Here is a 22,499-nt window from a genome sequence, read left to right on the forward strand (position 1 = left end):
GGGCTCACCGAGCCGGATAGGTCCAGTGGAGGTGGGCCAGGGCCCGTGCCCTGGCCTCGACGACCGCCATGCGTGCCTCGCGCTCCACCGGATCGACGTGCGAGGGCTGCCCGGTGACCTGCCCCTCCCACTTGCGGTAGAGCAGCCCCGCCTCGCGGGTGAACCAGCCCCGGCTCACGGCGTTCAGCGCGAGCAGCAGGCCGGTGTCCTCGGAGGCGGGCAGGGCCATCCAGCCGCCGAGGGCGAGCAGCAGGTCGCGGCGGACGCACAGGGTCGCGGGGTGGACCTGGGCGAGGAAGCCGTGCGCCCGCCAGTAGTCGAGCACGGCCCCGCGCTCGACGGGGCCGTCGTCCGGGTCGTCCGGGAAGCCCACCGTCGAACCGTCGGGCAGCAGGTCCAGCGCCCGGGACGTCGTCCACCCGATGCCGGGATCGGCTTCGAGCACGGCCAGGTCGCGGGCGAGGGCGCCCGGGGTGAGCTGGTCGTCGGCGTCCAGGAGCCGGACGTACTCGCCGTCGGCGTGCGCCAGGGCGAGCGTCCGGGCGATGCCGGGTCCGCCGGGACGGTCCTGGCGGCCCTGCCGGAAGGTCACCCGCACGTCGTCGGGGACGTACGGCCGGACCTCGTCCGTCCTGCCGTCCTCCTGGACGAGCCAGTGCCACTCCCAGCCGTTCGGCAGCCGCTGCTCGCACAGGGACTTGTACGCCTCCGGCAGGAACGGGGCCGAGGGGGCGTGCACGGCGGTGACGATGACGACGCGCCGGTTCACGGCGGCACTCACCACCTTTCCAGACACGTGGTGAACACCAGCTCCGTACGGTCGCCGGGCAGCGTGACGAGGGAGAGGTCGACCACGCGGCCGTCGATGTCGTACGAGGTCTTGCGCAGGAGGATCACCGACGTGCCCGCGGACAGCTCCAGGGCCTTCGCCTCCTCCGGCGTCGGGGGGCGGGCGGTGCAGCGCTCCTCGATCCGGTCGAGCTCGATGCCGACGGTGGAGAGCTGGTGCTGGGTGCCGCCCGGCCAGGGTTCCTTCGTCTCGTCCAGGAGATCGGGGTTGGCCGCGATCATGTCCCGGACCAGGTAGGAGGTGATCAGGTTCAGGGGCGCGGTCTCGGTCGCGCAGCGGGTCCTGTACGTCCGTTCGAGCAACGGGGTGCCCACGGGCACGCCGAACGGGCCGGCCAGCTCCTCGGACGCCTCGACCTCGCGGTAGCGCGCCGAGAAGACGAGGTCGTCACGGCACAGACCCGTGTCGTGCTCGGTGACTCCGGTCCGGGCCCGGACCGTCTTCGGCTGCCGCGCGCGGTTCTTCTCCCACTGATGCCTGCCGTTGCCGCGGACCGTGAGGGTGCGGGGGCGGCGCACGAAGGTGCCGAGGCCGTGCCGCTTGTCGATCAGGCCTTCCTCGCTCAGCACCCGCAGCGCGCTCTGCACCGTCGGCAGACTCCGGCCGTAGTGCCGCGCCAGGTCCGCCTCGGACGGCAGCCGGTCACCGGGCTCGCGCGTGCCGTCCCGGATGGAGCGGCGGAGGTCGTCCGCGATCTCCTCGTAGGCCTTCGGCACTGGTGCCCACCGCTCCGTCGGCGACAACTGTGGCCTCAGCCTACGACTCCTCAAGAAATCTTGACGACTCGTACGAAGACCCCCGGCCGTCCGTGGCCGGGGGTCTTCGTCGTCCGTAACGCTGGTACGCAAGTTCGCCGTTACGTCGTGGTCGTGGGGTGTCGCGTCCCGCCGTCAGCAGGTCAGCGGTGCCGTGACTTCGGCCGGGACGTCCGCCTCCGTGGCCTCGGCGTCGGGGCGGTGGCGGCAGCTGGGGGACTTTCCGTGGGCCTCGGCTCCGATGCGTTGCTTCATCGTGGGCGGCAGGGCCATGGCGTGGGACCAGGACGGTGGCCAGGACCAGTGGGACATCGTCGGGAGCGTCGGGTACGCGATCCGGTTGCGCGGTGTCTCGCTCTGCGCTACTGCGGTCGTGCTGGTCGCGGTGACGAGTCCCAGCGCCGTGCACAGCGCGAGGAAGGCGGTGACGATGGCGGTCCACAGCTTCATGACCTTGTTCCGGGCCATGGCCCCTCACTTTCGGGTCGGGCGATTTGCGTACTTTGCTCATCATGTGTATGGGGGCCGCGAAGTGGTGGACCTGAGCCCGTGGCGCGTCGAAGTTCAGATCAACACCACTCGGATGTACGCAAGGAAGCCGTAAATTTCTGATAATCAGGCGACACGGGGCGAAGAGGGGGGAAAGTGACCCTCCGTGGAGGTGTGATCACCCTCCGATCGGACGGCATGGGTGGCGCCCACGGCGCCGGTGCGGGGCGGGAGTTGGGCTCCGACGCAGGTCACCGTTGGATATCGGTCGGTGTGTATAGTCGGGCGCCAGAGGTCCCCTACGTCAAGGAAAGACGAGGTCGCGCGGTGAAGAAGCTTCTCCTGGTCGCACTGGCCGCCATCGGCGGGCTCCTCGTGTACCGCCAGATCCAGGCGGATCGCGCCGAGCAGGATCTGTGGACGGAGGCGACTGACTCCGTGCCCACGGGTTCGTGAGTACCGATACCGGAATCTGATCAGACCCCGACCGCCCTCGCGGTCGGGGTTTTGTGTTTCCCGGGGCGTGGACCGCGGGGGTGAGTCGGGCGTTTCGGACGCCTGCGCGAAATGCGCGGGTGGCGCCGGGACGGGCGGGGCAGGATGGCCACGTTCCGGTACTGCGCGGTTACGGCAGCGGGTGTACGACGACGAGGGGTGACGCGTGATGAGGCGGCGTACGGCGTGGTGGCGGGCCGCCGTGGTCGGCGCGGTGCTGTCCACGGTCGGGACACTGCCGACGAGTGGCGCGACGGCGGCGGCGGGTGTATTAGTCGGCTCCCCTACCTACGGCGCCGGCACCTCGGCCCGCGGGGACAGCGCCTTTGCCCACGACGACAGCACCTTTGCCTACGACGAGGACGACCGGCCCGTCGACGGGGCGGCGACCACCGCCGACGCCACAGCGCTGAAGCCGGGCGAGACCTACCGAAGCTCCATCCGGCGCAACGCCACGCTCTACTACCGCGTCGAACTCGACACCACCTCGACCGCGTACGTCCCGGTCACCGCCGTACCCCCCGCCGAAGCCAAGGTCGCCGCCACCGACGGCATCAAGGTGTCGGTGCAGAACGCCGCCGGCGCCCCCTGCTCGCTCACCAGCGCCGGCTTCGGCGCCGGACTGAGCCCCCGCCCCGTCACGGCGCTCGGAATGCGCGAGACCAGCAGGGCGAGCTGCCGGGCAGGCGGCACGTACTACGTACGGGTCGAGCGGCGGGACGCGACCGGATCCGGGTCGGACGCCTGGGGCCTGGAGCTCGCGCCGGTCACCGAGCCGCCGCCGGCGAGGACCGGGCCCACCAAGGCTCCCGAGGTCTGGAACTCCGCCTCGCCCGAGGCCGTCACCGGCGAGCCGCGACGCCGCGACGGCGGAGCGGGCTTCGCCACGGCACGGACGCTGGGACAAGGCGTCTGGCGGACCGGCATCGCGCCCGGACAGACGCTCTTCTACCGGGTGCCGGTCGACTGGGGCCAACAGCTGTACGCCACCGCCGAACTGGACGGTTCGAGCGCCGACGGCGGTTATGTCAGCGGCGCACTCGGCCTGTCCGTGTACAACCCCGTCCGCGCGGACGTCGACGACGTGGCCCGCAGCTACTCCGGCCGGCCGACGGCGGCCGCCGTCGATCCCCTGCCGCCGGTCGCGTACCGCAACCGGTACACGGTCATCGACAAGGTGCGGACCATGCGCTTCGCCGGCGGCTACTACCTCGTCGTGCACCTCAACGGCCAGATGGCCGACACGTTCGGGCAGGGGCCGCACGGGCTGACGCTGCGGGTACGGGTCAGCGGCACCGCGCAGGCCGCCCCGGGATACTCCGGGCGGTCCGCGCCGCGAGGCCTGTTCGAGGTGACGGACCAGGACCGGGCGGCGGGCGCGGCGGGCGCCGCCCCGGACGGTGCCCCGGGCGACGACAGCGGCGCGATGAAGGCGCTCGCGGTGGGCGGCATCGGGACCGGCACCGCGCTGCTCGTCGTGCTCCTGGTGTGGACGGTGACGGCCCGGCGCCGCGCGAGCGCTCAGATGCGGGTCAGTGCCCAGAAGCCCACGGCGTAACAGGCCAGCGCGAGCAGCAGGATCGGGATCGCCGCCTTGGCCGGAGGACCGGGGCGGGCGGAACGGGCGGCGCGGTGCGTGCGGCGTCGGGCGGGGTGCCGGGGGATTTCCTGCGCGGTGTACGAAGCGGTGGAGGGATCACCCTGCTGCTGCTGCGGCGCCGGGGTCGGAGCCTGCGTCCAGGGCGTGCTGTGCGGTTGCGGAGCGACCGTGCGCAGGGGGTAGGTGTGCTCCACGGCGTGGGCGTACGTCTGCGGGGTGGGCGTTTCCGGCTGGTGCCGGGGCAGGGGCGGCTGCGGCGGCGGCAGCGGGAAGCTGCCCGTGTCGGACATGGGCGGCAGCGACGGCGACGGAGGCCGCGAGGACTGTGGGCCGGTGCCGTGGCGCGGGGCGGTGTTCTGCCGCTGCTCAACTGCCGCCTGCCCGGCGGTGCTTCCGGTGCCGGTGGCGCTTCCCGTGCCGGTGTCCGTCGCGCCGGCGGAGGCCGCCCCGGCGTCGCCTCCGGCTCGGGGGACGGCGTGGCCTGCGTCCGGAGCGTCGTCCGTCCCCGTCTCCGCCCCGGCGTCCGCCTGCCTGAGCACTCCCGAATCCACTCCAGAAGCCCGCTGCAGGGGTCCGGAAGGGGCGAAGCCCGGTGGAAGCGGCCCCAGTTGGTCGAATATCTCGATCAATTCGTCGTCGGGGCCCGGCTCCGGGAGCAGTTCCACCGCCGAGGCGAGCGCCTTGCGCGCCCCTGTCGCGGTGCGGAAGCGCGCGTGCGGATCCGGCTGGAGCAGCATGGCCACGACCTGCCACAGCGGTTCGGGGATGCCCTTGGGGGCACCCGGTGTGCCGTGTTCGGCGAAGTACTCGACCAGTGCCTTGGCGTCGGGCTTGGCGCCCTCCAGGAGATACAGGGCGACCAGGCCCACGGCGAACAGGTCGGCGGGGAAGTCCGGTTCGGCGCCCAGCATCTGCTCGGGCGCGAGGTAACCGGGCGTCCCCACCACGAGGTTGGTCTCCGTCAGCCGCGGTTCGCCCAGCCGCATCGCGATGCCGAAGTCGGACAGACGCAGCCGCGGGCGGCCGGTACCGGTGGCTTCGAGCAGGATGTTGGCGGGCTTGATGTCCCGGTGCACCACGCCTTCGGCGTGCACGGCGGAGAGCCCCGACAGCAGCTGGTCGAGCAGGAGGCAGACGAACGAGGGCGGCAGCGGGCCGTAGTCCCCGACCAGGTGGACCAGCGAACCGCCGCCGACCAGGTCCATGGTGAACAGGACCTGGTCGTCGTCGGCGGCCCAGCTGGCCGGTGCGAGTACATGGGGGTGGTCGATGCGCAGCGCCTGCTCCCGTACGAAGCGCAGGAGCGAGTGGGCATCGCGCTGCTGGAGCACCTTGGCGGCCACATAGCGGCGGCGGCGGTGGTCCCAGGCGCGCCAGACGGCGCCGACCCCGCCCCGGCCGATCGGGTCGACCAGTTCGTACCGGCCGGCGAAGACCTCACCCATGGCTGTGCGTCGCTCCTCCCCCTCGGTTACCCCCTTGCCTCCCCTTGCTTCCCCCGTGATGAGCGATACGACCCCTCCGCGCCCCCGCGCATCCCCCGCTCGTCCCGGTCCCGGTCCGCCGGACCCCCTCCGACGGACCGGACGGGGACTCAGCTCTGGTGGGACTGGTAGTGCGTGACGGCGTCGGAGGTGCGGCCCGCGCCGTACACCCGGAGGAACTCTGCCAGTTCCGGATGGCTCGGGGCGAGGGTGTCGGCCGCGTCGATGATGTCGCCGGCGGCGGCCACCGAGCGCAGCAGCGACTGGATCTCGCGGACCACCCGCTTGACCGTGGGTGCCCCCGAACTGCTCGTCGTGTGCGTGGTGTTGCTGAGCACGGAGCCCCCCTGCGACTTCTTGATCTCCTCCATGCGGTCGGTCGCCTCGGCCGCGCTGACGCTGCCGTCCGAGACCTGTGCCGCCAGGTCCTGCAGCAGCTGCACCCGCTGGACCACGGCGGGATTACCGATCTTCGCGCGCTGGCCGCTCATCAGCTGCGAGAGCATCGGCGCGGACAGGCCCAGCACCGCCGCGAGACGAGCCTGGTTGAGACCAAGATCGTCGATGAGCTTACGGAAGAGCGCCCCCAACGGCTCTCCGTACCAGTTCCGCTGCAGCTCCCGCGCTCTTGCGGTGGCTTCCTGCTGTGCGGCGTCCATTGCGTCTCCCCATCGCTTCCCCAAAACGTGGTTCGCTCTAGCGAACCACGTCGAGCATCTTACGGAGAGTGGTCGTCCACGGGGACCCCCAACTTTTTTGCGAGATCCCCGGGGTGACCCGGTAGTCTGGTCTGCGGCGTCCTCCGGAGTGCGGTTCTTCCGGCGGTGGCTTCCCTCATGGGGCCTTAGCTCAGTTGGTAGAGCGCTGTCTTTGCATGGCAGATGTCAGGGGTTCGACTCCCCTAGGCTCCACTCTCAGATACCCCTCTGACCTGCGGAAACGCGGTTGGAGGGGTTTTTCGTTCCGGAGCGCGTCCGCCCCGGTGCTCCCGTGGTCGGTGCGATCGCGAGGTCACGGCGGCCGTGGGCGTGGGCAGGGGTCGGGCCGCGGCGGACGGGCGGCGACTCGGCGCATGTGGGCACGGAACTCGGCGGGCGAGCGGCCCTCGTTCACGGCGGTCCATGGCGGGCCGGGGAGGTCCGGGGCGGTCCCGGGGCGGTCCGCAGCCGCGGTGTCGTCGGGGTCCGGTGGGCCGGGTGCGGGTAGGCCGCCGGAGGCCGATTCCTGTCTATCGTCCCGTCTGCAACGGTTCGATCGCCGACCGTGGCTCGCGGTGACGCACCATCACCAGACCGATCAGTCAGTCGGTTTTACGACAGCAAACCAGTGCCGCCGGATGGCCGATTCCCGCGCCCTCCGGGCGCCCTTGGGTGTTTCGGAGCGGACGGGGTAGTCCCAGGCCATGCGGCTGAGTGTGGTGGATGCGGGCTCGAACACGGTCCGGTTGGTGGTGGCGGACGCCGAGGGCGGTGTTCCGCTGCCGGTGCACACGGCGAAGTGGCGGCTGCGCCTGTCCGAACACCTCGGGCCCGACGGGACCATCGAGGAGGATGCGGTCTCCCGGCTGGTCAAGGCGGTGGCCGCGGCGGGCGACACCGCCCGGCAATGGAGAGCGACGGGTCCGCTGGCCTTCGCGACCGCCGTGGTGCGCAACGCGCCCAACCGGCAGGAGGTGCTGGAGCGGGTCCGGGCGGAGACGGGCATCCGGATGTGCACCCTGCCCGGGGAGACGGAGGCCCAGCTGACCTTCCTGGCGGCCCGTCGCTGGATGGGCTGGCGGGCCGGGCCCCTCGCCCTCCTCGACATCGGGGGCGGCTCGCTGGACGTGGCCTTCGGGCGCGGCCGGCTGCCCGACTTCGCCGTCTCCCTGCCGCTCGGCGCGAGCCGTCTGACCCGGGAGTTCCTGGGTGCCCAGGACCCGCCGGCCCAGGCCGAGCTGAAGGAGCTGCGCCGCAGGGTCCGTCACGAGCTGCGGGACGCCGCCGCCCGGGTCCGCTGGGAAGGTCCGCGCACCGCCGCCGTGACCTCACGCACCTTCCAGCAGCTGGCGCGCGTGTGCGGGGCCGCTCCCGGGCGGCACGGCCCGTTCGTGCAGCGCCACATGCTCCGCAAGGACCTGCGCGAGACCATCGGCGTCCTCGCCGCCCTGCCCGCCGCCGAGCGCGCCCAGCTGCCGGGGATCTCCGCGCCCCGCGCCGCGCAGAGCCTGGCCGGTGCCCTGGTCGGGCACACCGCCATGAAACTGATGGGCCTGCGCCGGGTCACCGTCTGTCCCTGGGCCATCAGGGAGGGTGTGCTGCTGCGCGCCATCGAGGACGGCGCCGATTGGTGGGCGGCGACCACGGAGAACGCCGAGGTCGTCACGGCCGGGGAGACCGACAGGGTCGCCACAGCACCGTCCGCGCCGTCCGCCCCCCTCCGTATCGCCACCACCCCGTCCGTCTTGCCGGTCGTCGGACGGTCCACGGTTCCACGTGAAACATCGCCGTGAGATATCGACGTGCGACATCGCCACGGGGCAGGAGACCATCAAGTCACCTGCCCCCGCGCGCACGTTCAGCCCCCGACGTCAGGGATGGTCCTTGTCGTCCTTCGCGGCCCGCTCCTCGGCCTCCTTCGCCTGCACCTCGGGATCGAGGGGGCTGCTGTCCACCGAGCCGAGCCGGCCGGACTCGGGCACCTCGGTCGGGGCGGGCGGCTCGACCAGCCAGTCGGGGTTGGCCTGCTTGTCCCACCACTGCCAAACGACGAAGGCACCGCCCGCGAGGGCACCCAGCACGGCCAGCACCTTCACGACGCGGCCGGCCTTGGCCCGCCGCTCGTGCTTGCGGACCAGCCTGTGGATCTCCTCGGGCGTCACCTGGCCGCGCAGCGCCGCCAGCGCGGCGGCGCCGCGAGCGACGGCCTCCTCGCGCATCGGTCCTGCGGCGGCCACGGCCTGCTCGATCTTCGGCCGGGAGTAGTCGGCGGCCTGCTGGGCGGCCTTCCGGGTCATGACGGCGGCGTCGTGCGCCGCCTGGTCGACCTTCGGCGGTACATGGGAGCGCGCCTGTTCCAGACGCGGCGCGAGACGGGCGTCGTACTGGACGCGGGCCTGTTCGGCGGCCTGCGACACCATGGGCGCGAGCCGTACGCGTGCCTCTTGCGCGTATTGCGCGGCACGCTCCTTGGCCGTGTCGGCGTAGGGCGCCACCACTTCCGCGGCGTGCAGCACGCTGTCCTTCGCCGAGCCGGTCGCGGCGCGCACGCTCTCGATGCGGGTCACGGGATCCTCCTCCTCGGTGGCGTACGGTAATTCGACTTTCCACCCTTTTACGGATCATGCCTGCCAACCGTCGGCGGGGCACCCGAGGGCGGGCATACGGGTAATACGGGGCAAGGCGCTCGTCGACGACAATGCCACGGATCGCCGTCGTGCGCTCCCGTCGCGAGGGGACTCGCCCGGTTTTCCGCAAGCGATTCGTGAGGATGCGCCCTGTCGGGGCATGGCCCGGGGACGTGCGAGGCGGACCGTGCGAGGATCGTGGGATCACACAAGGACGACGGAAGGCACACCGTGGCCGAGCAGCTTTACGCCACCCTGAAGACCAACCACGGCGACATCGAGATCCGGCTCTTTCCGAACCACGCGCCGAAGACGGTCAAGAACTTCGTCGAGCTCGCCCAGGGTGAGCGTGAGTGGGAGCACCCGGCGACCGGCGTGCGGAGCACGGACAAGCTCTACGACGGCACCGTCCTCCACCGTGTGATCAGCGGCTTCATGATCCAGGGCGGCGACCCGCTGGGCACGGGCATCGGCGGCCCCGGTTACGAGTTCGAGGACGAGTTCCACCCCGACCTCTCCTTCAACAAGCCGTACCTGCTCGCCATGGCCAACGCGGGCCCGGGCACCAACGGCTCGCAGTTCTTCATCACCGTGGGTCCCACCACGTGGCTGAACCGCAAGCACACCATCTTTGGCGAGGTCGTCGACCCGGCCAGCCAGAAGGTCGTGGACGCCGTCTCCAATGTGCCGACCACCCGCCCCAACGACCGGCCCGTCAAGGATGTCGTCATCGAGTCGGTCGTGATCGAAAAGCGCGACCGCTGAGCCCGGGAGTGCGCGCCGGCCGTCCGGCGGCTCGCCGGTTTCTCCCGGAGGGAACCAAACGCCCCGCTCGTCCGTAAGGATGAGCGGGGCGGTGTCATGACGCACGCCGCCGGCCACGACCACCGAGGGGATCTCATGGACCAGGCCGCGAACAGCGCACGGGACGCCCGGAGCGTGCCCGTGTGCTATCGGCACCCGGACCGCGAGACCGGCGTCCACTGCACCCGCTGTGACCGTCCGATCTGCCCCGACTGCATGGTCAGCGCCTCCGTGGGCTTCCAGTGCCCCGACTGCGTCCGTGGCGGCTCCGGCACGAGTCACCCCCCGGCCGCCTCCCAGCCCCGTACGCTCGCGGGCGGCACGGTCAGCGCCGATCCGCGGCTGGTCACCAAGATCCTCATCGGGATCAACATCGCGGTGTTCATCGCGGTGCGCGTCCAGTCCTCGCTCCTGGACCATCTGCTGCTCGTCGGCACGTGGCCGCCGAAGCCCTTCACCCCGACCATGGGTGTCGCGGAGGGCGAGTGGTACCGCCTGGTGACGTCGATGTTCACCCACGAAGCCATCTGGCACATCGCCTTCAACATGCTGAGCCTGTGGTGGATCGGCGGCCCGCTGGAAGCCGCCCTCGGCCGGGCCCGCTATCTCACGCTCTACCTGGTCTCGGGTCTGGCGGGCGGCGCCCTGACCTATCTGCTGGCCGCGCCGTCTCAGGCCTCACTCGGTGCCTCCGGCGCGATCTGGGGTCTCTTCGGAGCCACCGCCATCCTCCTGCGCCGGCTCGACTACGACATGCGCCCGATCATCGCCCTGCTGGTGATCAACCTCATCTTCACCTTCAGCTGGAGCGGCATCGCGTGGCAGGCCCACATCGGCGGCCTGGTCGCGGGTGTCGTGGCGGGCTACGCCATGGTCCACGCCCCGCGCAAGAACCGGGCCCTGATCCAGTTCGGCACCTGTGCGCTGATCCTGGTCGTGACCGTGGCCCTGACCCTCGTCAGGACCGCTCAGCTCACCTGATATCGAACCGTTGTCCACAGCCTGTGGCGGATCTTGTGCATACCGTGCGGATACAGGTGTGCCCCCTGCCGCTCAGGTGTGTTTTCCCAGGTCAGGCAGGGGGCGCAAGGGTTCGTGCAGGCCGGTGTGTCAGTCGTACCGGCGTCAACACCCGGCGGGTTATCCACAGATCGTCGTTTCTTTTCCCCAAGCTGATTGTGGAAATCTCGTCGAGGCTGTGGATAACTCAGCGGATACCCCTGGGCAGAGGTGTGTTCACCCGCAGGCGGTCACTACTTCCACTGAGTGGAGACGCCGAATCCCGCCGCGATGAAGCCGAAGCCGACCACGATGTTCCAGTTGTCCAGCTTGTCGATGGGCAGCGAACCGTCGGTCACATAGAAGACGACGATCCAGGCCAGACCGATGAGGAACATGGCCAGCATGACGGGCGCGACCCAGGCACGGTTGTTCAGCTTGATCGCGGTCGTCTGCTTCGCCGGCGGCGGCGTGTAGTCGGCCTTCTTGCGGATACGTGACTTCGGCACGAGGGTCTCTCCTGTCGATGCGCTGCGTGGCCGCGCAGGGAACTGGTCGGGCTCCGGGGCAGCGTACAAGGGGACACTGAGTGCTCCCCCGGGCGTCCGTTAGCGTAGTGCTTCCGCGGCGCCGAAGGAGATAAGGGTACGTTGAGCAATTCTGCCGACTCCCCCGGGACGGATTCAATGGGTTCCGCCCCCGACCGCAGGCCCCGTGTCCGGCCGGTGCGGTTTCTCACGGGTGCCGTCTTCGCCCTGGCCGGTCTCATCTTCTTCACGAGTTTCAACACGGCCAAGGGCACCGACATCCGTACGGACGCCTCGTTGCTGAAGCTCTCCGACCTGATCCAGGAGCGCAGCCACAAGAACAAGGGGCTCGACGAGTCCAACGCGACCCTGCGCGACAACGTGGAGTCGCTCGCCGAGCAGGACGACGGCAGCTCCGACGCCCAGGACAAGAAGCTGGCCGCGCTGGAGAAGAACGCGGGCACCCAGAAGCTGACCGGCAAGGCGATCACGGTCACGCTGAACGACGCCCCGCCGAACGCCACCGCCAAGCTCCCCGGCTACCCCGAGCCGCAGCCCGACTACCTCGTCATCCACCAGCAGGACCTCCAGGCGGTGGTGAACGCGCTGTGGCAGGGCGGCGCCCGGGGCATCAAGGTCATGGACCAGCGGCTGATCTCCACCAGCGCGGTGCGCTGCGTGGGCAACACCCTGATCCTCCAGGGCCGGGTCTACTCACCGCCGTACAAGATCACGGCGGTCGGCGACCCGGACGCGCTGCAGAAGGCGCTCGCGAAGAGCCCGGCGATCCAGAACTACATGGTGTACGTCAACGTCTACGGGCTGGGCTGGAAAGTCGCCGAGAACGGGACGGTGACTCTGCCCGGCTACTCGGGCACAGTGGATCTGCACTACGCGAAGCCCGTGCAGTAGCCAGCCCGCCCAGGAGCCGCCGGTGCGCGTGATCGTCAGGACCGTCAGCGAGCTCTGCATCACCGCCGGCACCCTGATCGTGCTGTTCGTGGTCTACGTGCTGTTCTGGACCGGCGTGCAGGCCGACAGCGTCATGAACGACCAGATCGACCAGTTGCAACAGCAGTGGGCGCAGGGCCGTGTGGGGCACACGGCCGGCGGTCCCGGGGCCTCGGCCGCTCCCCAGGAGCCGGCGCCGTACCACTACGACAAGCCGTTCGCGATCATGTACATCCCGCGGCTCGGTTTCACGTGGAACAAACCCGTGCTCGAAGGCACCGGCACGGACGTGCTGAAGAAGGGCCTCGCCCACTACGCCCGCACCGCCCGGCTGGGCCAGCGGGGCAACTTCGCGATCGCCGGACACCGGCGCACGTACGGTGACCCGTTCAAGGACTTCCCCAGGCTGCGGCCGGGTGACGCGGTGGTGCTGACGGACGGGACGACCTGGTTCACGTATCGGATCGACAAAGGGCCCTACAAAACAGTTCCGAGCGACGTTGAAGTGATTGACCCTGTCCCACGTAAGTCGGGGTATACGCGCCCGGGCCGCTATCTCACACTGACCACGTGCGATCCGGAATGGGGGCACAGCCACCGGCTGATCGTCTGGGCACATCTGGACTCCACACAGCCTGTGGAGACAGGCAAACCGAAGGCTCTACGCCGTTAGTCTGGTGCCGTACGGCGTGAGTCAGGTGCCGTGGCACGACGGAAGGGACGGCATGTACGGCTGGATCTGGCGGCATCTGCCGGGCAATGTGTGGGTGAGGGCGCTGATCGCACTCGTGCTGGTCCTGTTCGTGATCTACGCCCTGTTCCAGTACGTCTTCCCGTGGGCCGAACCGCTGCTGCCCTTCAACGATGTGACGGTGGACAACCAGTGAGTGCGCGGATTCTCGTCGTCGACAACTACGACAGCTTCGTCTTCAACCTGGTCCAGTACCTGTACCAGCTGGGCGCCGAGTGCGAGGTGCTGCGCAACGACGAGGTGTCGACGGCGCACGCCCAGGACGGCTTCGACGGCGTGCTGCTGTCGCCGGGCCCCGGCACCCCGGAGCACGCCGGCGTCTGCGTGGACATGGTCCGCCACTGCGCCGACACCGGTGTCCCGGTCTTCGGCGTCTGCCTCGGCATGCAGTCGATGCAGGTGGCGTACGGCGGTGTGGTGGACCGCGCCCCGGAGCTGCTGCACGGCAAGACCTCGCTGGTCGAGCACGAGGGCAAGGGCGTCTTCGCCGGGCTGCCGTCGCCGTTCACGGCGACGCGCTACCACTCGCTGGCCGCCGAGCCGGACACGGTCCCGCCGGAGCTCGAAGTCACGGCCCGTACGCACGACGGCATCATCATGGGCCTGCGTCACCGCGAACTACTCGTCGAGGGCGTGCAGTTCCACCCCGAGTCGGTGCTGACCGAGCACGGCCACCGGATGCTGGCCAACTGGCTGGTGGAGTGCGGGTACCAGGACGCGGTGGCGAGGTCGGCGGGGCTCGCCCCGGTGGTGGGCAGGGCCACGGCGTGACCGCGCTGCGCCCGGAGCGCAAGACCGATGCCTCGTACGGGGATCAGTCGTACGGGGCTTCCGGTGCGCTTGGGGACTGGTACGGGCAGGGGGAGCCCGAGGCGGTGTACGGGGAGCCGTACCAGGCGCCGATCGACGAGGAGACGGTCGCCCTGCGGATCCCCGATCCGACACCGGGCGCCGATGCGTCCATGACGGCCGCTGGAGCCGCCTCTGGGGCCTCGTCGGTCCCATCCGCCACCGGAGTCACACCGGGCGGCCGAGCGGCCCGCAGAAAGGCCGCCAAGCGGCGCGGCGGACGCCACGGCGGCGGCGCGCGGGAGATGTCCCCGCAGGAGACGCCCGCGCGGGGGACCCGGTCCCAGGCGCCGCTCTCCCGGGTGGAGGCCCGGCGGCAGGCGCGGGCGCGCAAGCCGAGCCCGGCGGTGCTCGCCAGCCGGGCGATAGGCGAGGTCTTCATCACCACCGGTGTGCTGCTGCTGCTGTTCGTCACCTACCAGCTGTGGTGGACGAACGTGCGGGCGCACGCGCAGGCGGGCAAGGAGACGAGCAGCCTCGAGAACGACTGGGCGAGCGGGAAACGGGCCCCCGGGGTCTTCGAACCGGGGCAGGGTTTCGCCATCCTGCACATTCCGGCGCTGGACGTGGTGGCGCCGATAGCGGAGGGCGTCAGCAACAAGAACGTGCTCGACAAGGGCATGGTCGGCCACTACGGCGAGGGCAGGCTGAAGACCGCGATGCCCTCGGCGAAGACGGGCAACTTCGGGCTGGCCGCGCACCGCAACACGCACGGTGAACCGTTCCGCTACATCAACCGGCTCAAGCCGGGCGACGCGGTCGTGGTGGAGACGCAGGACACGTACTACGTCTACAAGATGACCTCGATGCTGCCGGTGACGGCGCCGAGCAACACCAGCGTGCTGGACCCGGTCCCCAGGGGGTCGGGATTCACCGCGCCGGGTCGCTACATCACCCTGACGACCTGCACGCCGGAGTTCACGAGCAAGTACCGGCTGATCGTCTGGGGCAAGATGGTCGAGGAACGGCCGCGCAGCAAGGGCAAGCCGGATGCGCTCGTCGAGTAAGGGCAGATGAACAGTGGCAGCGACCGCCGATGGCACCGAAGAACAGACGTCCGCGCGCGGTTCGGGGCCGGCCCCGGGGCGCCGGGGCACCGGCAGGATCGCCGCCGCGGTCAGCGTCTTCGGTGAACTCCTCATCACGGCGGGCCTGGTGCTCGGCCTGTTCGTCGTCTACTCCCTGTGGTGGACGAACGTCGTCGCCGACCGCGCGGCGCACCGGCAGTCCGACAAGGTCCGCGACGACTGGGCCGACAGCGGTCCCGGCGCGCTGGACACCAAGGACGGCATCGGCTTCCTGCACGTGCCCTCGATGAAGAACGGCGAGGTGCTGGTCGAGAAGGGCACCTCGACGGAGATCCTGAACGACGGTGTGGCCGGCTACTACACGGAGCCGATCAAGTCCGCGCTCCCGACCTCCGGCAAGAAGGGCAACTTCACCCTGGCCGCCCACCGCGACGGCCACGGCGCCAAGTTCCACAACATCGACAAGGTCGAGGTGGGCGACCCGATCATCTTCGAGACGCGGGACAAGTGGTACGTCTACAAGGTCTACGACGTCCTCCCCGAGACCTCGAAGTACAACGTCCAGGTCCTCGCCCAGGTCCCGAAGGAATCCGACAAGAAGAAGCCGGGCCACTACATCACGCTTACGACGTGCACGCCGGTGTACACGTCCCGCTACCGCTACGTCGTCTGGGGCGAGCTGGTCCGCGTGGACAAGGTGGACAGCAAGCGGACACCACCGGAGGAACTGCGCTGACCCGGACGTGAGCCGATCCGGAAGCGAACTGATCCGGATCTGAGCCCTGACGAAAAGGCCCCGGCCCCCTCCAGGAGGGGACCGGGGCCTTTCCGTGAGGCCCGGGCGTCAGCCGCCCACGCCGCCGAAGATGTTGGTGCCGCCGTTGTTGCCGCCACCGTTGTTGTTGCCACCGAAGCTCACGGTCGTGAGCGTGACGGTCGTGCCGGCGGGGTCGGCCGGGTTGCCCGCGCCCGGGTCCTGCTGGCTCACCAGCGCGTTGTCGTCCTGCGAGCTGCCGTCGGCGAACTGGACGTTGTTGAAGCCGAACTGCTGCAGGATCTTCCGCGCGTTCTTCACGGTCTGACCGACGACGTTCGGCACCTGCGTCTGCTGCTGCTGGGTCTTGCCGACGTTGATCGTCACCTGGGTGTTCTTGGCGAGCTGGGTGCCCGCCTGCGGGTCGGTCGAGATGACCTTGCCGATCTGGGAATCGTCGCTGGGCTCGACCTCGACGCAGTTGCCGACCAGGTTGTTGGCCGTCATCTGGGCCTTGGCCTCGTCACAGGACCTGCCGAGCACGTTGGGGACGGTGGCCTTGTCCTCGGCCTTGGCGACGGTGAGCGTGATGGTCGAGCCCTTCTCGCGCTCGGTGTCGCCCGCCGGGTCCTGGCCGATGACCACGCCGGGGGTCTGGTCGGAGACCTGCGTGTCCTTCTCGACCTGGAAGCCCTTGGCCTTGAGCTGGGCCTCCGCCTTGTCGTAGGTCAGACCCTTCACATCAGGAACCAGGACCTTGGGGGCCCCGGTCGACACCACCAGCTTGACGGTGTCGCCCTTGTTCACGTCCTTGCCCGGCCTCGGGTCCTGCGAGCAGACCGTGTTCTTCGGCTGCTTGTCGCAGGGCTTGCGGGTGACCGTGACGTTCAGGTCGACGTTCTCGGCCATCCGCTTGGCGTCGTCCACGGTGTGATCGACGAAGTTCGGAGCGGCGAAGGGCTTGTCCCCCCCGTTGTTCCCGCTGAACGCGTACTTCCCGATCAGGATCGCGCCGACCAGGACCAGGACGCCCGCGACCACCAGGAGGATCGTGGAGGTGTTGGACTTCTTCTGACGGCGGCGGTCCGGGCGGTCGTCGTAGCCATAGCTGCCGTCGTCGGGGTTCATCGGCGGGAGCATGGTCGTGGCGCCGCCGGCCGCGTCCGCGCGCAGCGCGGTGGTCGGCTGGTCGTCGGGGTAGCCGCCGTAGCCGACGGAGCCCATCGCCGCCGTCGCCGCGACCGGCTGGCCGTCGAGGCAGGCCTCGATGTCCTGGCGCATCTCGTCGGCGGACTGGTAGCGGTAGTTCGGGTCCTTGACCAGCGCCTTGAGGACGATGGCGTCCATCTCGGTCGTGATCTCGGGGTCGAAGACGCTCGGGGCCTGCGGTTCCTCGCGGACGTGCTGGTAGGCCACGGCCACGGGGGAGTCGCCCACGAACGGCGGGCGCACCGTCAGCAGCTCGTAGAGCAGGCAGCCCGTCGAGTACAGGTCCGAGCGGGCGTCGACCTGCTCGCCCTTCGCCTGCTCCGGCGAGAGGTACTGGGCCGTGCCGATCACCGCGGCCGTCTGCGTCATCGTCATGCCGGAGTCGCCCATGGCGCGGGCGATGCCGAAGTCCATCACCTTGACCTGGCCGTTGCGCGTCAGCATGACGTTGGCCGGCTTGATGTCGCGGTGGACGATGCCGTTGCGGTGGGCGTACTCCAGGCCTTGGAGGATGCCGATGGTCATCTCCATGGCCCGCTCGGGCAGCAGCTTGCGGCCGCTGTGAAGCAGTTCACGGAGCGTGGAGCCGTCGACGTACTCCATCACGATGTACGGGATCGAGACCCCGTCGATGTAGTCCTCGCCCGTGTCGTAGACCGCCACGATCGCGGGATGGTTGAGCGAGGCGGCCGACTGGGCCTCCCGGCGGAAGCGGGCCTGGAAGGACGGATCACGCGCGAGGTCCGCGCGCAGCGTCTTCACAGCCACGGTGCGGCCGAGGCGGGTGTCATGCGCGAGGTAGACCTCCGCCATGCCACCACGTCCGAGCACCTGGCCCAGCTCGTACCGGCCGCCGAGGCGACGCGGCTCTTCCATAGCTACCTACCAGCCCTCTCCGTCGGTCCCGGCCGTCACGTCTGTGCGGCCGGAGGCTGCCGTCCGGGCCTACCGTACCCGGCTAGCTCTGTGTGACCTGGCCAAGCCCGTCACCCGATACAGGACCGGTATCGCAACGTGCACCGATGTGAAGGGGACGTGAGCGGGGTCACTTCTTGGCGTTGATGACCGCCTCCATCACGCTCTTCGCGATCGGCGCGGCCAGGCCACCACCGGAGATGTCGTCACGGTTGGCCTGGTCGTCCTCGATCACGACGGCCACGGCGACCGGTGCGCTGCCGTCGGAAAGCCTGGCATAGGAGATGAACCACGCGTAAGGATTCTCACTGTTCTCCACACCGTGCTGGGCGGTACCGGTCTTACCACCCACGGTGGCGCCGCTGATCTGGGCCTTGGTGCCCGTGCCCTCCTTGACGACCGTCTCCATCATCGACTGCAGGATCTGGGCGTTCTCGGAGGTCAGCGGCTGGCTGAGCTCCTGCGGCTCGGTCTGCGTGAGGGTGTCGAGGTTCGACGACTGGAGCTTGTCGACCATGTACGGCTTCATCAGCTTGCCGCCGTTGGCGACCGCGGAGGCGACCATGGCCATCTGGAGCGGGGTCGCGGCGGTGTTGTACTGACCGATCGAGGACAGGGCGGTCTGCGACTGGTTCATGTCGTCGGAGAACACCGAGGAGCTGGAGCGGATCGGGGTGAACTGCTCGGCGTCGAAGCCGAACTTCTTCGCCTCGGCCAGCATCTTGTCGTTGCCGAGGTCGGCGCCGATCTTGCCGAAGACGGTGTTGCAGGAGTAGCGCAGCGCGATCCGCATGGTCGCGTTCTTGCAGGGGATGCTGCCCTCGTTCTTCAGCTGGGTCGTGGTGCCCGGCATGGTCCAGGGCAGCGGGGACTTCGTGTTCTCGTCCGCCGTCTTGTACAGCCCGTTCTCCAGCGCGGCCGCGGCCGTGACCACCTTGAAGGTGGAGCCCGGCGGGTAGGTCTCGCGCAGCGCCCGGTTCAGCATCGGGTCGTTGGGGTTGTACTTCTTCTGCAGGTCCTTCCAGGCCTTGGCGTCGTCGTTGCTGTTGCCGGCGAAGACGGACGGGTCGTACGACGGGTACGAGGCCAGCGCCAGGATCTTGCCGGTGGACGGCTCGATGGCGACCGCCGCGCCCTTGCCGCCCTGGGCCTTCAGGCCGTTGTACGCGGCCTTCTGCGCGGCGGCGTTCAGGGTCGTGACGATGTTGCCGCCCTGCCGCTCCTTGCCGGTGATCATGTCGAGGGTGTTGCGGAAGAAGAGCCGGTCGTCGTCGCCGGTGAGGATGCCGTCCTCGATGGACTCCAGCTGGTTGGCGCCGAAGGCCTGCGAGGCGTACCCGGTGACCGGGGACCACATGGGGCCGTTCTTGTACGTGCGCTTGTACTTCAGGTCGTTCAGGCCGGTCTTGCTCGACTCGGTGGACCCGGTGATCGGGTCGCCGTCGACGACGATGTCGCCGCGCGGGGTGGAGTAGCGGGCGATGGTGACTCGGCGGTTCTTGGGGTCTTCCCTGAGGTTGTCGGCCTTGACGTACTGGAGCCAGTTGTCGCGGATGAGCAGCGTGAGGACCAGGAGACCGCAGAAGATCGCGATCCGGCGCAGGGGCTTGTTCACGGGCGGACCACCTGGGTCATCTCGGCGTCGGGGTTGCTGGCGGGGGCGGGCGCCGGGCGGCGGGCCGTGTCGCTGATCCGGATCAGGATGCCGATCAGCGCCCAGTTGGCCAGCACGGAGGAACCGCCGTACGCCACGAACGGCATCGTCATACCGGTCAGCGGGATAAGCCCCATCACACCGCCGGCCACGACGAAGACCTGGAGGGCGAAGGCCCCGGACAGGCCGACGGCGAGCAGCTTGCCGAACGGGTCGCGGGCGGCGAGGGCGGTGCGCACGCCGCGTTCCACGATCAGGCCGTAGATCAGCAGGATGGCCATGATGCCGGCCAGGCCGAGCTCCTCACCGAAGGTGGCGAGGATGAAGTCGGAGTTGGCGGCGAACCGGATGAGGTCCGAGTGGCCCTGGCCCCAGCCGGTGCCGAGGGTGCCGCCGGAACCGAACGCCCACAGCGCCTGCTGCAGCTGCTCGGAGTGACCGGCGACGCCCTGGCGGCTGAGCGTGAACTCCCGCATCGGGTCGAGCCAGGAGTCGACGCGACTCTTGACGTGCGGCTCGAAGCTCGCCACGCCGACCGCGCCGACCGCGGACATCAGCAGACCGAAGACGATCCAGCTGGTCCGCTCGGTGGCGACGTACAGCATGATGACGAACATTCCGAAGAACAGCAGCGACGTACCGAGGTCGGTCTCGAAGACCAGGATGAGGATCGAGATCGCCCAGACGACCAGGATCGGGCCGAGGTCGCGGCCGCGCGGCAGGTACAGGCCCATGAAGCGGCGGCTGGCGAGGGCCAGTGCGTCGCGCTTCACCATCAGGTAGCCGGCGAAGAAGACGGCCAGGACGATCTTCGCGAACTCGCCCGGCTGCAGGGAGCCGAGGCCGGGGATGTTGATCCAGATCTTGGCGCCGTAGATGTTGGCCCCGAGCCCCGGGACCAGCGGCAGCATGAGCAGGACCAGGGCGCCGAACATCGAGATGTACGTGTAGCGCTGGAGGACCCGGTGGTCCTTGAGGAAGAACAGCACCGCGGCGAACATGGCGATGCCGAGCGCGGTGTACAGCAGCTGGCGGGGCGCGGCCGGGGCGAAGTTGGGCAGTGACTGCAACAGCTTCGACTGGTCCAGGCGCCAGATGACGACGAGCCCGAGCCCGTTGAGCAGGGTGGCCAGCGGCAGCAGCAGCGGGTCGGCGTACGGGGCGAACTTCCGTACGGCGAGATGGGCGACGCCGGCCAGCAGACCGAGCCCGAGGCCGTACCCCAGCAGCCCGGCAGGCACCTGGTCGTTGATGGCCAGGCCCACGTTGGCGTAGGCGAACACCGGGATGACCACGGCGAACACCAGCAGCGCGAGCTCGGTGTTGCGCCGGCTCGGCGCTCCGATCGCACCGATCGTGGACGTGTGGTGCGTCGACGTGTTGGTAGTACTGCTCATCGTGTGACGGGGCCTCTCACGGCTTGCCTACTGCTTACCGCACAGCGAGACGACCTTCTGCTCATCCTCCGAGAGGGTGGGGCCGGGGCTGGGAGTCGCGGTCGCGGACGGGGTCGAGGACGGAGACTTCGAGGACGGGGGCTTCGGGGACGTCTTCGAGGCCGACGAGTTGGGTGTCGGCGAGGCCTTGGACGTGAGGGAGGTACGGGTGGTTCCCGTGGTGCCTCCGGCCTCGCCCTGGCCCGTCTTGGCGTTCTTGTCGCTCTCGGCTGCGGTGCGCTGGACTTCCTTCTTGCAGGCGGACGCCTGCACCGACAGCTCCTGGATCTTCGACTGGGCGTCGCCGAGGCCACCCTCCGCGATCGTGTTCTTGACCTGCTTCTGCTGGTAGGGCGGCAGGTACTTGAGTTCGATCTCGGGGTGGTCCTTCTCCACCTTGGACAGCGACACCCAGGCCAGATCCTGGCTGATGCCGCGGTACAGCGCGACGTGCTCGCCCTGGGTGCCCACGTAGTACTGCGTCTGCGTCCAGCGGTAGCCGCCGTACAGGCCGCCGCCGATGACGGCGAGGGCGAGACCGCCGTACAGGGATCTCTTCAGCCACCTGCGGCCCTTGCGGGGCTTGACGAAGTCCTCGTCGGAGTAGTCGCCGAAGCTGCCCGCCGGGACGTAGCCGGTGGTGTCGCCGCTGCCGGGCGGGCCGAACTCGCCGCCGCCCTGACCGTGGCCCTGGCGGCCGAGGTGGGAGGCGCGGCCGGCCGGGGTCTGCATGATGCCGTTGTCGTGCAGGTGGTGCTGGTTTTCGGCGACCGCGCCGACCACCACGGGGGTGTCGGACAGCTGGCCGGCGAGGGTGTCACCGGTGTCCAGGTCGAGGACGTCGGCGATGATCACCGTGATGTTGTCGGGGCCGCCGCCGCGCAGCGCGAGCTGGATCAGCTCCTGCACGGTCTCCTGCGGGCCCTGGTAGCTGGCGAGGGTCTCCTCCATCGTCTGGTGGGAGACGACGCCGGACAGGCCGTCGGAGCAGATCAGATAGCGGTCGCCGGCCCGGACCTCGCGGATCGACAGGTCGGGCTCGACGTGGTCGCCGCTGCCCAGCGCCCGCATCAGCAGGGAGCGCTGGGGGTGCGTGGTGGCCTCTTCCTCGGTGATCCGGCCCTCGTCGACGAGCCGCTGCACCCAGGTGTGGTCCTGCGTGATCTGCGTGAGCACGCCGTCGCGCAGCAGATAGGCGCGGGAGTCGCCGACGTGGACGAGGCCGAGCCGCTGTCCGGTCCACAGCAGGGCGGTCAGGGTCGTGCCCATGCCCTCCAGCTGCGGGTCCTCCTCGACCATGGCGCGCAGCTGGTCGTTCGCCCGCTGCACGGCGGCGCCGAGGGAGGTGAGGATGTCCGAGCCGGGGACGTCGTCGTCGAGCGTGACGAGCGTCGAGATCACCTCGGAGGAGGCGACCTCGCCCGCGGCCTGGCCGCCCATGCCGTCGGCGATGGCGAGCAGCCGCGGACCGGCGTAGCCGGAGTCCTCGTTGCCCTCCCGGATCATGCCTTTGTGCGATCCGGCGGCGAAGCGCAGTGACAGACTCATGCGCACCTCGCCAGTCGGCTCCGGATACATCCGCACGGTGCCCACCCTCCGGTCGGGAGCGCGCCGCGGCCCGGGG

22 protein-coding genes and 1 tRNA gene are annotated in these 22,499 nt (G+C 69.8%); 12 read left to right on the forward strand and 11 right to left on the reverse strand.

Annotated elements, in window-relative coordinates:
• Nucleotides 1–4: 4 nt before the first annotated feature.
• The 3 genes from IPZ69_RS01485 to IPZ69_RS01495 form a co-directional block, all read right to left on the reverse strand.
• The gene (locus IPZ69_RS01485) at nt 5–769 is read right to left on the reverse strand and encodes a glycosyltransferase family 2 protein (RefSeq protein ID WP_235451770.1); all 765 of its coding nucleotides are present in this window, start codon (nt 767–769) and stop codon (nt 5–7) included.
• Nucleotides 770–777: 8 nt separating this feature from the next.
• Nucleotides 778–1,566 carry a GntR family transcriptional regulator gene (locus IPZ69_RS01490; protein WP_235451771.1) on the reverse strand — a complete coding sequence of 263 codons (789 nt, stop codon included), beginning with the start codon at nt 1,564–1,566 and terminating at the stop codon, nt 778–780.
• Between the two features lie 174 nt (nt 1,567–1,740).
• A complete protein-coding gene (locus IPZ69_RS01495; protein ID WP_235451772.1) occupies nt 1,741–2,073 on the reverse strand; it encodes a DUF6344 domain-containing protein in 333 nt (110 codons plus the stop codon).
• Nucleotides 2,074–2,421: 348 nt separating this feature from the next.
• On the opposite strand from IPZ69_RS01495, the gene IPZ69_RS01500 reads away from it, so the two are divergent.
• Together IPZ69_RS01500 and IPZ69_RS01505 are read left to right on the forward strand one after the other, a co-directional pair.
• A complete protein-coding gene (locus IPZ69_RS01500; protein WP_003999697.1) occupies nt 2,422–2,550 on the forward strand; it encodes a DLW-39 family protein in 129 nt (42 codons plus the stop codon).
• 208 nt (nt 2,551–2,758) lie between these two features.
• The gene (locus IPZ69_RS01505; RefSeq protein WP_235451773.1) at nt 2,759–4,147 is read left to right on the forward strand and encodes a hypothetical protein; all 1,389 of its coding nucleotides are present in this window, start codon (nt 2,759–2,761) and stop codon (nt 4,145–4,147) included.
• Here IPZ69_RS01505 and IPZ69_RS01510 read toward each other — a convergent pair.
• Together IPZ69_RS01510 and IPZ69_RS01515 are read right to left on the reverse strand one after the other, a co-directional pair.
• Nucleotides 4,111–5,634 (reverse strand): serine/threonine-protein kinase, encoded by a 1,524-nt coding sequence (locus IPZ69_RS01510; RefSeq protein WP_235451774.1) that lies wholly within the window; start codon nt 5,632–5,634, stop codon nt 4,111–4,113. The two genes, IPZ69_RS01505 and IPZ69_RS01510, sit on opposite strands and share 37 nt — an antisense overlap.
• A 149-nt stretch (nt 5,635–5,783) precedes the next feature.
• Nucleotides 5,784–6,332: a helix-turn-helix domain-containing protein gene (locus tag IPZ69_RS01515; RefSeq protein WP_235451775.1), complete on the reverse strand. Its 549-nt coding sequence runs from the start codon at nt 6,330–6,332 to the stop codon at nt 5,784–5,786.
• Between the two features lie 179 nt (nt 6,333–6,511).
• On the opposite strand from IPZ69_RS01515, the gene IPZ69_RS01520 reads away from it, so the two are divergent.
• A tRNA-Ala gene (locus tag IPZ69_RS01520) sits at nt 6,512–6,584 on the forward strand.
• A 491-nt stretch (nt 6,585–7,075) separates the two neighbouring features.
• On the forward strand, nt 7,076–8,164 hold the full coding sequence (locus IPZ69_RS01525) for a Ppx/GppA phosphatase family protein (RefSeq protein ID WP_235451776.1): 1,089 nt from the start codon (nt 7,076–7,078) through the stop codon (nt 8,162–8,164).
• A 78-nt stretch (nt 8,165–8,242) separates the two neighbouring features.
• On the opposite strand, the gene IPZ69_RS01530 is transcribed toward IPZ69_RS01525, so the two are convergent.
• Nucleotides 8,243–8,938: a DUF5324 family protein gene (locus IPZ69_RS01530; protein WP_235451777.1), complete on the reverse strand. Its 696-nt coding sequence runs from the start codon at nt 8,936–8,938 to the stop codon at nt 8,243–8,245.
• Nucleotides 8,939–9,229: 291 nt separating this feature from the next.
• Here IPZ69_RS01530 and IPZ69_RS01535 point away from each other — a divergent pair, with 291 nt between their 5' ends.
• Entirely contained in the window at nt 9,230–9,763 is a 534-nt protein-coding gene (locus tag IPZ69_RS01535; protein ID WP_235451778.1) for a peptidylprolyl isomerase, read from the forward strand.
• A gap of 135 nt (nt 9,764–9,898) precedes the next feature.
• Nucleotides 9,899–10,783: a rhomboid family intramembrane serine protease gene (locus IPZ69_RS01540; protein ID WP_235451779.1), complete on the forward strand. Its 885-nt coding sequence runs from the start codon at nt 9,899–9,901 to the stop codon at nt 10,781–10,783.
• Nucleotides 10,784–11,055: 272 nt separating this feature from the next.
• Here IPZ69_RS01540 and crgA read toward each other — a convergent pair whose 3' ends face one another.
• Nucleotides 11,056–11,310, reverse strand: coding sequence for a cell division protein CrgA (gene crgA, locus IPZ69_RS01545; protein ID WP_235451780.1), 255 nt, complete (start codon nt 11,308–11,310; stop codon nt 11,056–11,058).
• 141 nt (nt 11,311–11,451) lie between these two features.
• On the opposite strand from crgA, the gene IPZ69_RS01550 reads away from it, so the two are divergent.
• Genes IPZ69_RS01550 through IPZ69_RS01575 form a run of 6 tightly spaced genes read left to right on the forward strand, consistent with a single transcriptional unit; the run spans nt 11,452 to nt 15,643 of the window.
• Nucleotides 11,452–12,240, forward strand: coding sequence for a DUF881 domain-containing protein (locus IPZ69_RS01550; RefSeq protein ID WP_235451781.1), 789 nt, complete (start codon nt 11,452–11,454; stop codon nt 12,238–12,240).
• 22 nt (nt 12,241–12,262) lie between these two features.
• Nucleotides 12,263–12,952, forward strand: a complete 690-nt coding sequence (locus tag IPZ69_RS01555; protein ID WP_235451782.1) for a class E sortase — start codon at nt 12,263–12,265, stop codon at nt 12,950–12,952.
• 16 nt (nt 12,953–12,968) lie between these two features.
• On the forward strand, nt 12,969–13,166 hold the full coding sequence (locus IPZ69_RS01560; RefSeq protein WP_235451783.1) for a hypothetical protein: 198 nt from the start codon (nt 12,969–12,971) through the stop codon (nt 13,164–13,166).
• The gene (locus IPZ69_RS01565; RefSeq protein WP_235451784.1) at nt 13,163–13,801 is read left to right on the forward strand and encodes an aminodeoxychorismate/anthranilate synthase component II; all 639 of its coding nucleotides are present in this window, start codon (nt 13,163–13,165) and stop codon (nt 13,799–13,801) included. The genes IPZ69_RS01560 and IPZ69_RS01565 overlap by 4 nt, the downstream gene beginning before the upstream one ends.
• A complete protein-coding gene (locus tag IPZ69_RS01570; protein ID WP_235451785.1) occupies nt 13,798–14,886 on the forward strand; it encodes a class E sortase in 1,089 nt (362 codons plus the stop codon). The genes IPZ69_RS01565 and IPZ69_RS01570 overlap by 4 nt, the downstream gene beginning before the upstream one ends.
• Before the next feature lie 13 nt (nt 14,887–14,899).
• Nucleotides 14,900–15,643 carry a class E sortase gene (locus IPZ69_RS01575; protein WP_235451786.1) on the forward strand — a complete coding sequence of 248 codons (744 nt, stop codon included), beginning with the start codon at nt 14,900–14,902 and terminating at the stop codon, nt 15,641–15,643.
• A gap of 108 nt (nt 15,644–15,751) precedes the next feature.
• On the opposite strand, the gene pknB is transcribed toward IPZ69_RS01575, so the two are convergent.
• The 4 genes from pknB to IPZ69_RS01595 all read right to left on the reverse strand — a co-directional run bounded on the left by pknB (nt 15,752) and on the right by IPZ69_RS01595 (nt 22,453).
• The gene (gene pknB, locus IPZ69_RS01580) at nt 15,752–17,746 is read right to left on the reverse strand and encodes a Stk1 family PASTA domain-containing Ser/Thr kinase (RefSeq protein WP_235451787.1); all 1,995 of its coding nucleotides are present in this window, start codon (nt 17,744–17,746) and stop codon (nt 15,752–15,754) included.
• 169 nt (nt 17,747–17,915) lie between these two features.
• Nucleotides 17,916–19,400: a peptidoglycan D,D-transpeptidase FtsI family protein gene (locus IPZ69_RS01585; protein WP_235451788.1), complete on the reverse strand. Its 1,485-nt coding sequence runs from the start codon at nt 19,398–19,400 to the stop codon at nt 17,916–17,918.
• A complete protein-coding gene (locus tag IPZ69_RS01590) occupies nt 19,397–20,836 on the reverse strand; it encodes an FtsW/RodA/SpoVE family cell cycle protein (protein ID WP_235451789.1) in 1,440 nt (479 codons plus the stop codon). The genes IPZ69_RS01585 and IPZ69_RS01590 overlap by 4 nt, the downstream gene beginning before the upstream one ends.
• A gap of 27 nt (nt 20,837–20,863) precedes the next feature.
• Nucleotides 20,864–22,453: a Stp1/IreP family PP2C-type Ser/Thr phosphatase gene (locus IPZ69_RS01595; RefSeq protein ID WP_235451863.1), complete on the reverse strand. Its 1,590-nt coding sequence runs from the start codon at nt 22,451–22,453 to the stop codon at nt 20,864–20,866.
• Nucleotides 22,454–22,499 lie beyond the last annotated feature (46 nt).

This window comes from Streptomyces olivochromogenes (assembly GCF_021538895.1).
In the GTDB taxonomy this organism is placed as follows: domain Bacteria; phylum Actinomycetota; class Actinomycetes; order Streptomycetales; family Streptomycetaceae; genus Streptomyces; species Streptomyces olivochromogenes_A.

Excerpts from the sequence above, each read along its gene's own strand:
- IPZ69_RS01540 (WP_235451779.1), top strand. The coding sequence starts at position 9,899 with ATGGACCAGGCCGCGAACAGCGCACGGGACGCCCGGAGCGTGCCCGTG.
- IPZ69_RS01590 (WP_235451789.1), bottom strand. The coding sequence starts at position 20,836 with ATGAGCAGTACTACCAACACGTCGACGCACCACACGTCCACGATCGGT.
- IPZ69_RS01505 (WP_235451773.1), top strand. The coding sequence starts at position 2,759 with ATGAGGCGGCGTACGGCGTGGTGGCGGGCCGCCGTGGTCGGCGCGGTG.
- IPZ69_RS01495 (WP_235451772.1), bottom strand. The coding sequence starts at position 2,073 with ATGGCCCGGAACAAGGTCATGAAGCTGTGGACCGCCATCGTCACCGCC.
- pknB (WP_235451787.1), bottom strand. The coding sequence starts at position 17,746 with ATGGAAGAGCCGCGTCGCCTCGGCGGCCGGTACGAGCTGGGCCAGGTG.
- IPZ69_RS01525 (WP_235451776.1), top strand. The coding sequence starts at position 7,076 with ATGCGGCTGAGTGTGGTGGATGCGGGCTCGAACACGGTCCGGTTGGTG.
- IPZ69_RS01510 (WP_235451774.1), bottom strand. The coding sequence starts at position 5,634 with ATGGGTGAGGTCTTCGCCGGCCGGTACGAACTGGTCGACCCGATCGGC.
- IPZ69_RS01595 (WP_235451863.1), bottom strand. The coding sequence starts at position 22,453 with ATGTATCCGGAGCCGACTGGCGAGGTGCGCATGAGTCTGTCACTGCGC.
- IPZ69_RS01515 (WP_235451775.1), bottom strand. The coding sequence starts at position 6,332 with ATGGACGCCGCACAGCAGGAAGCCACCGCAAGAGCGCGGGAGCTGCAG.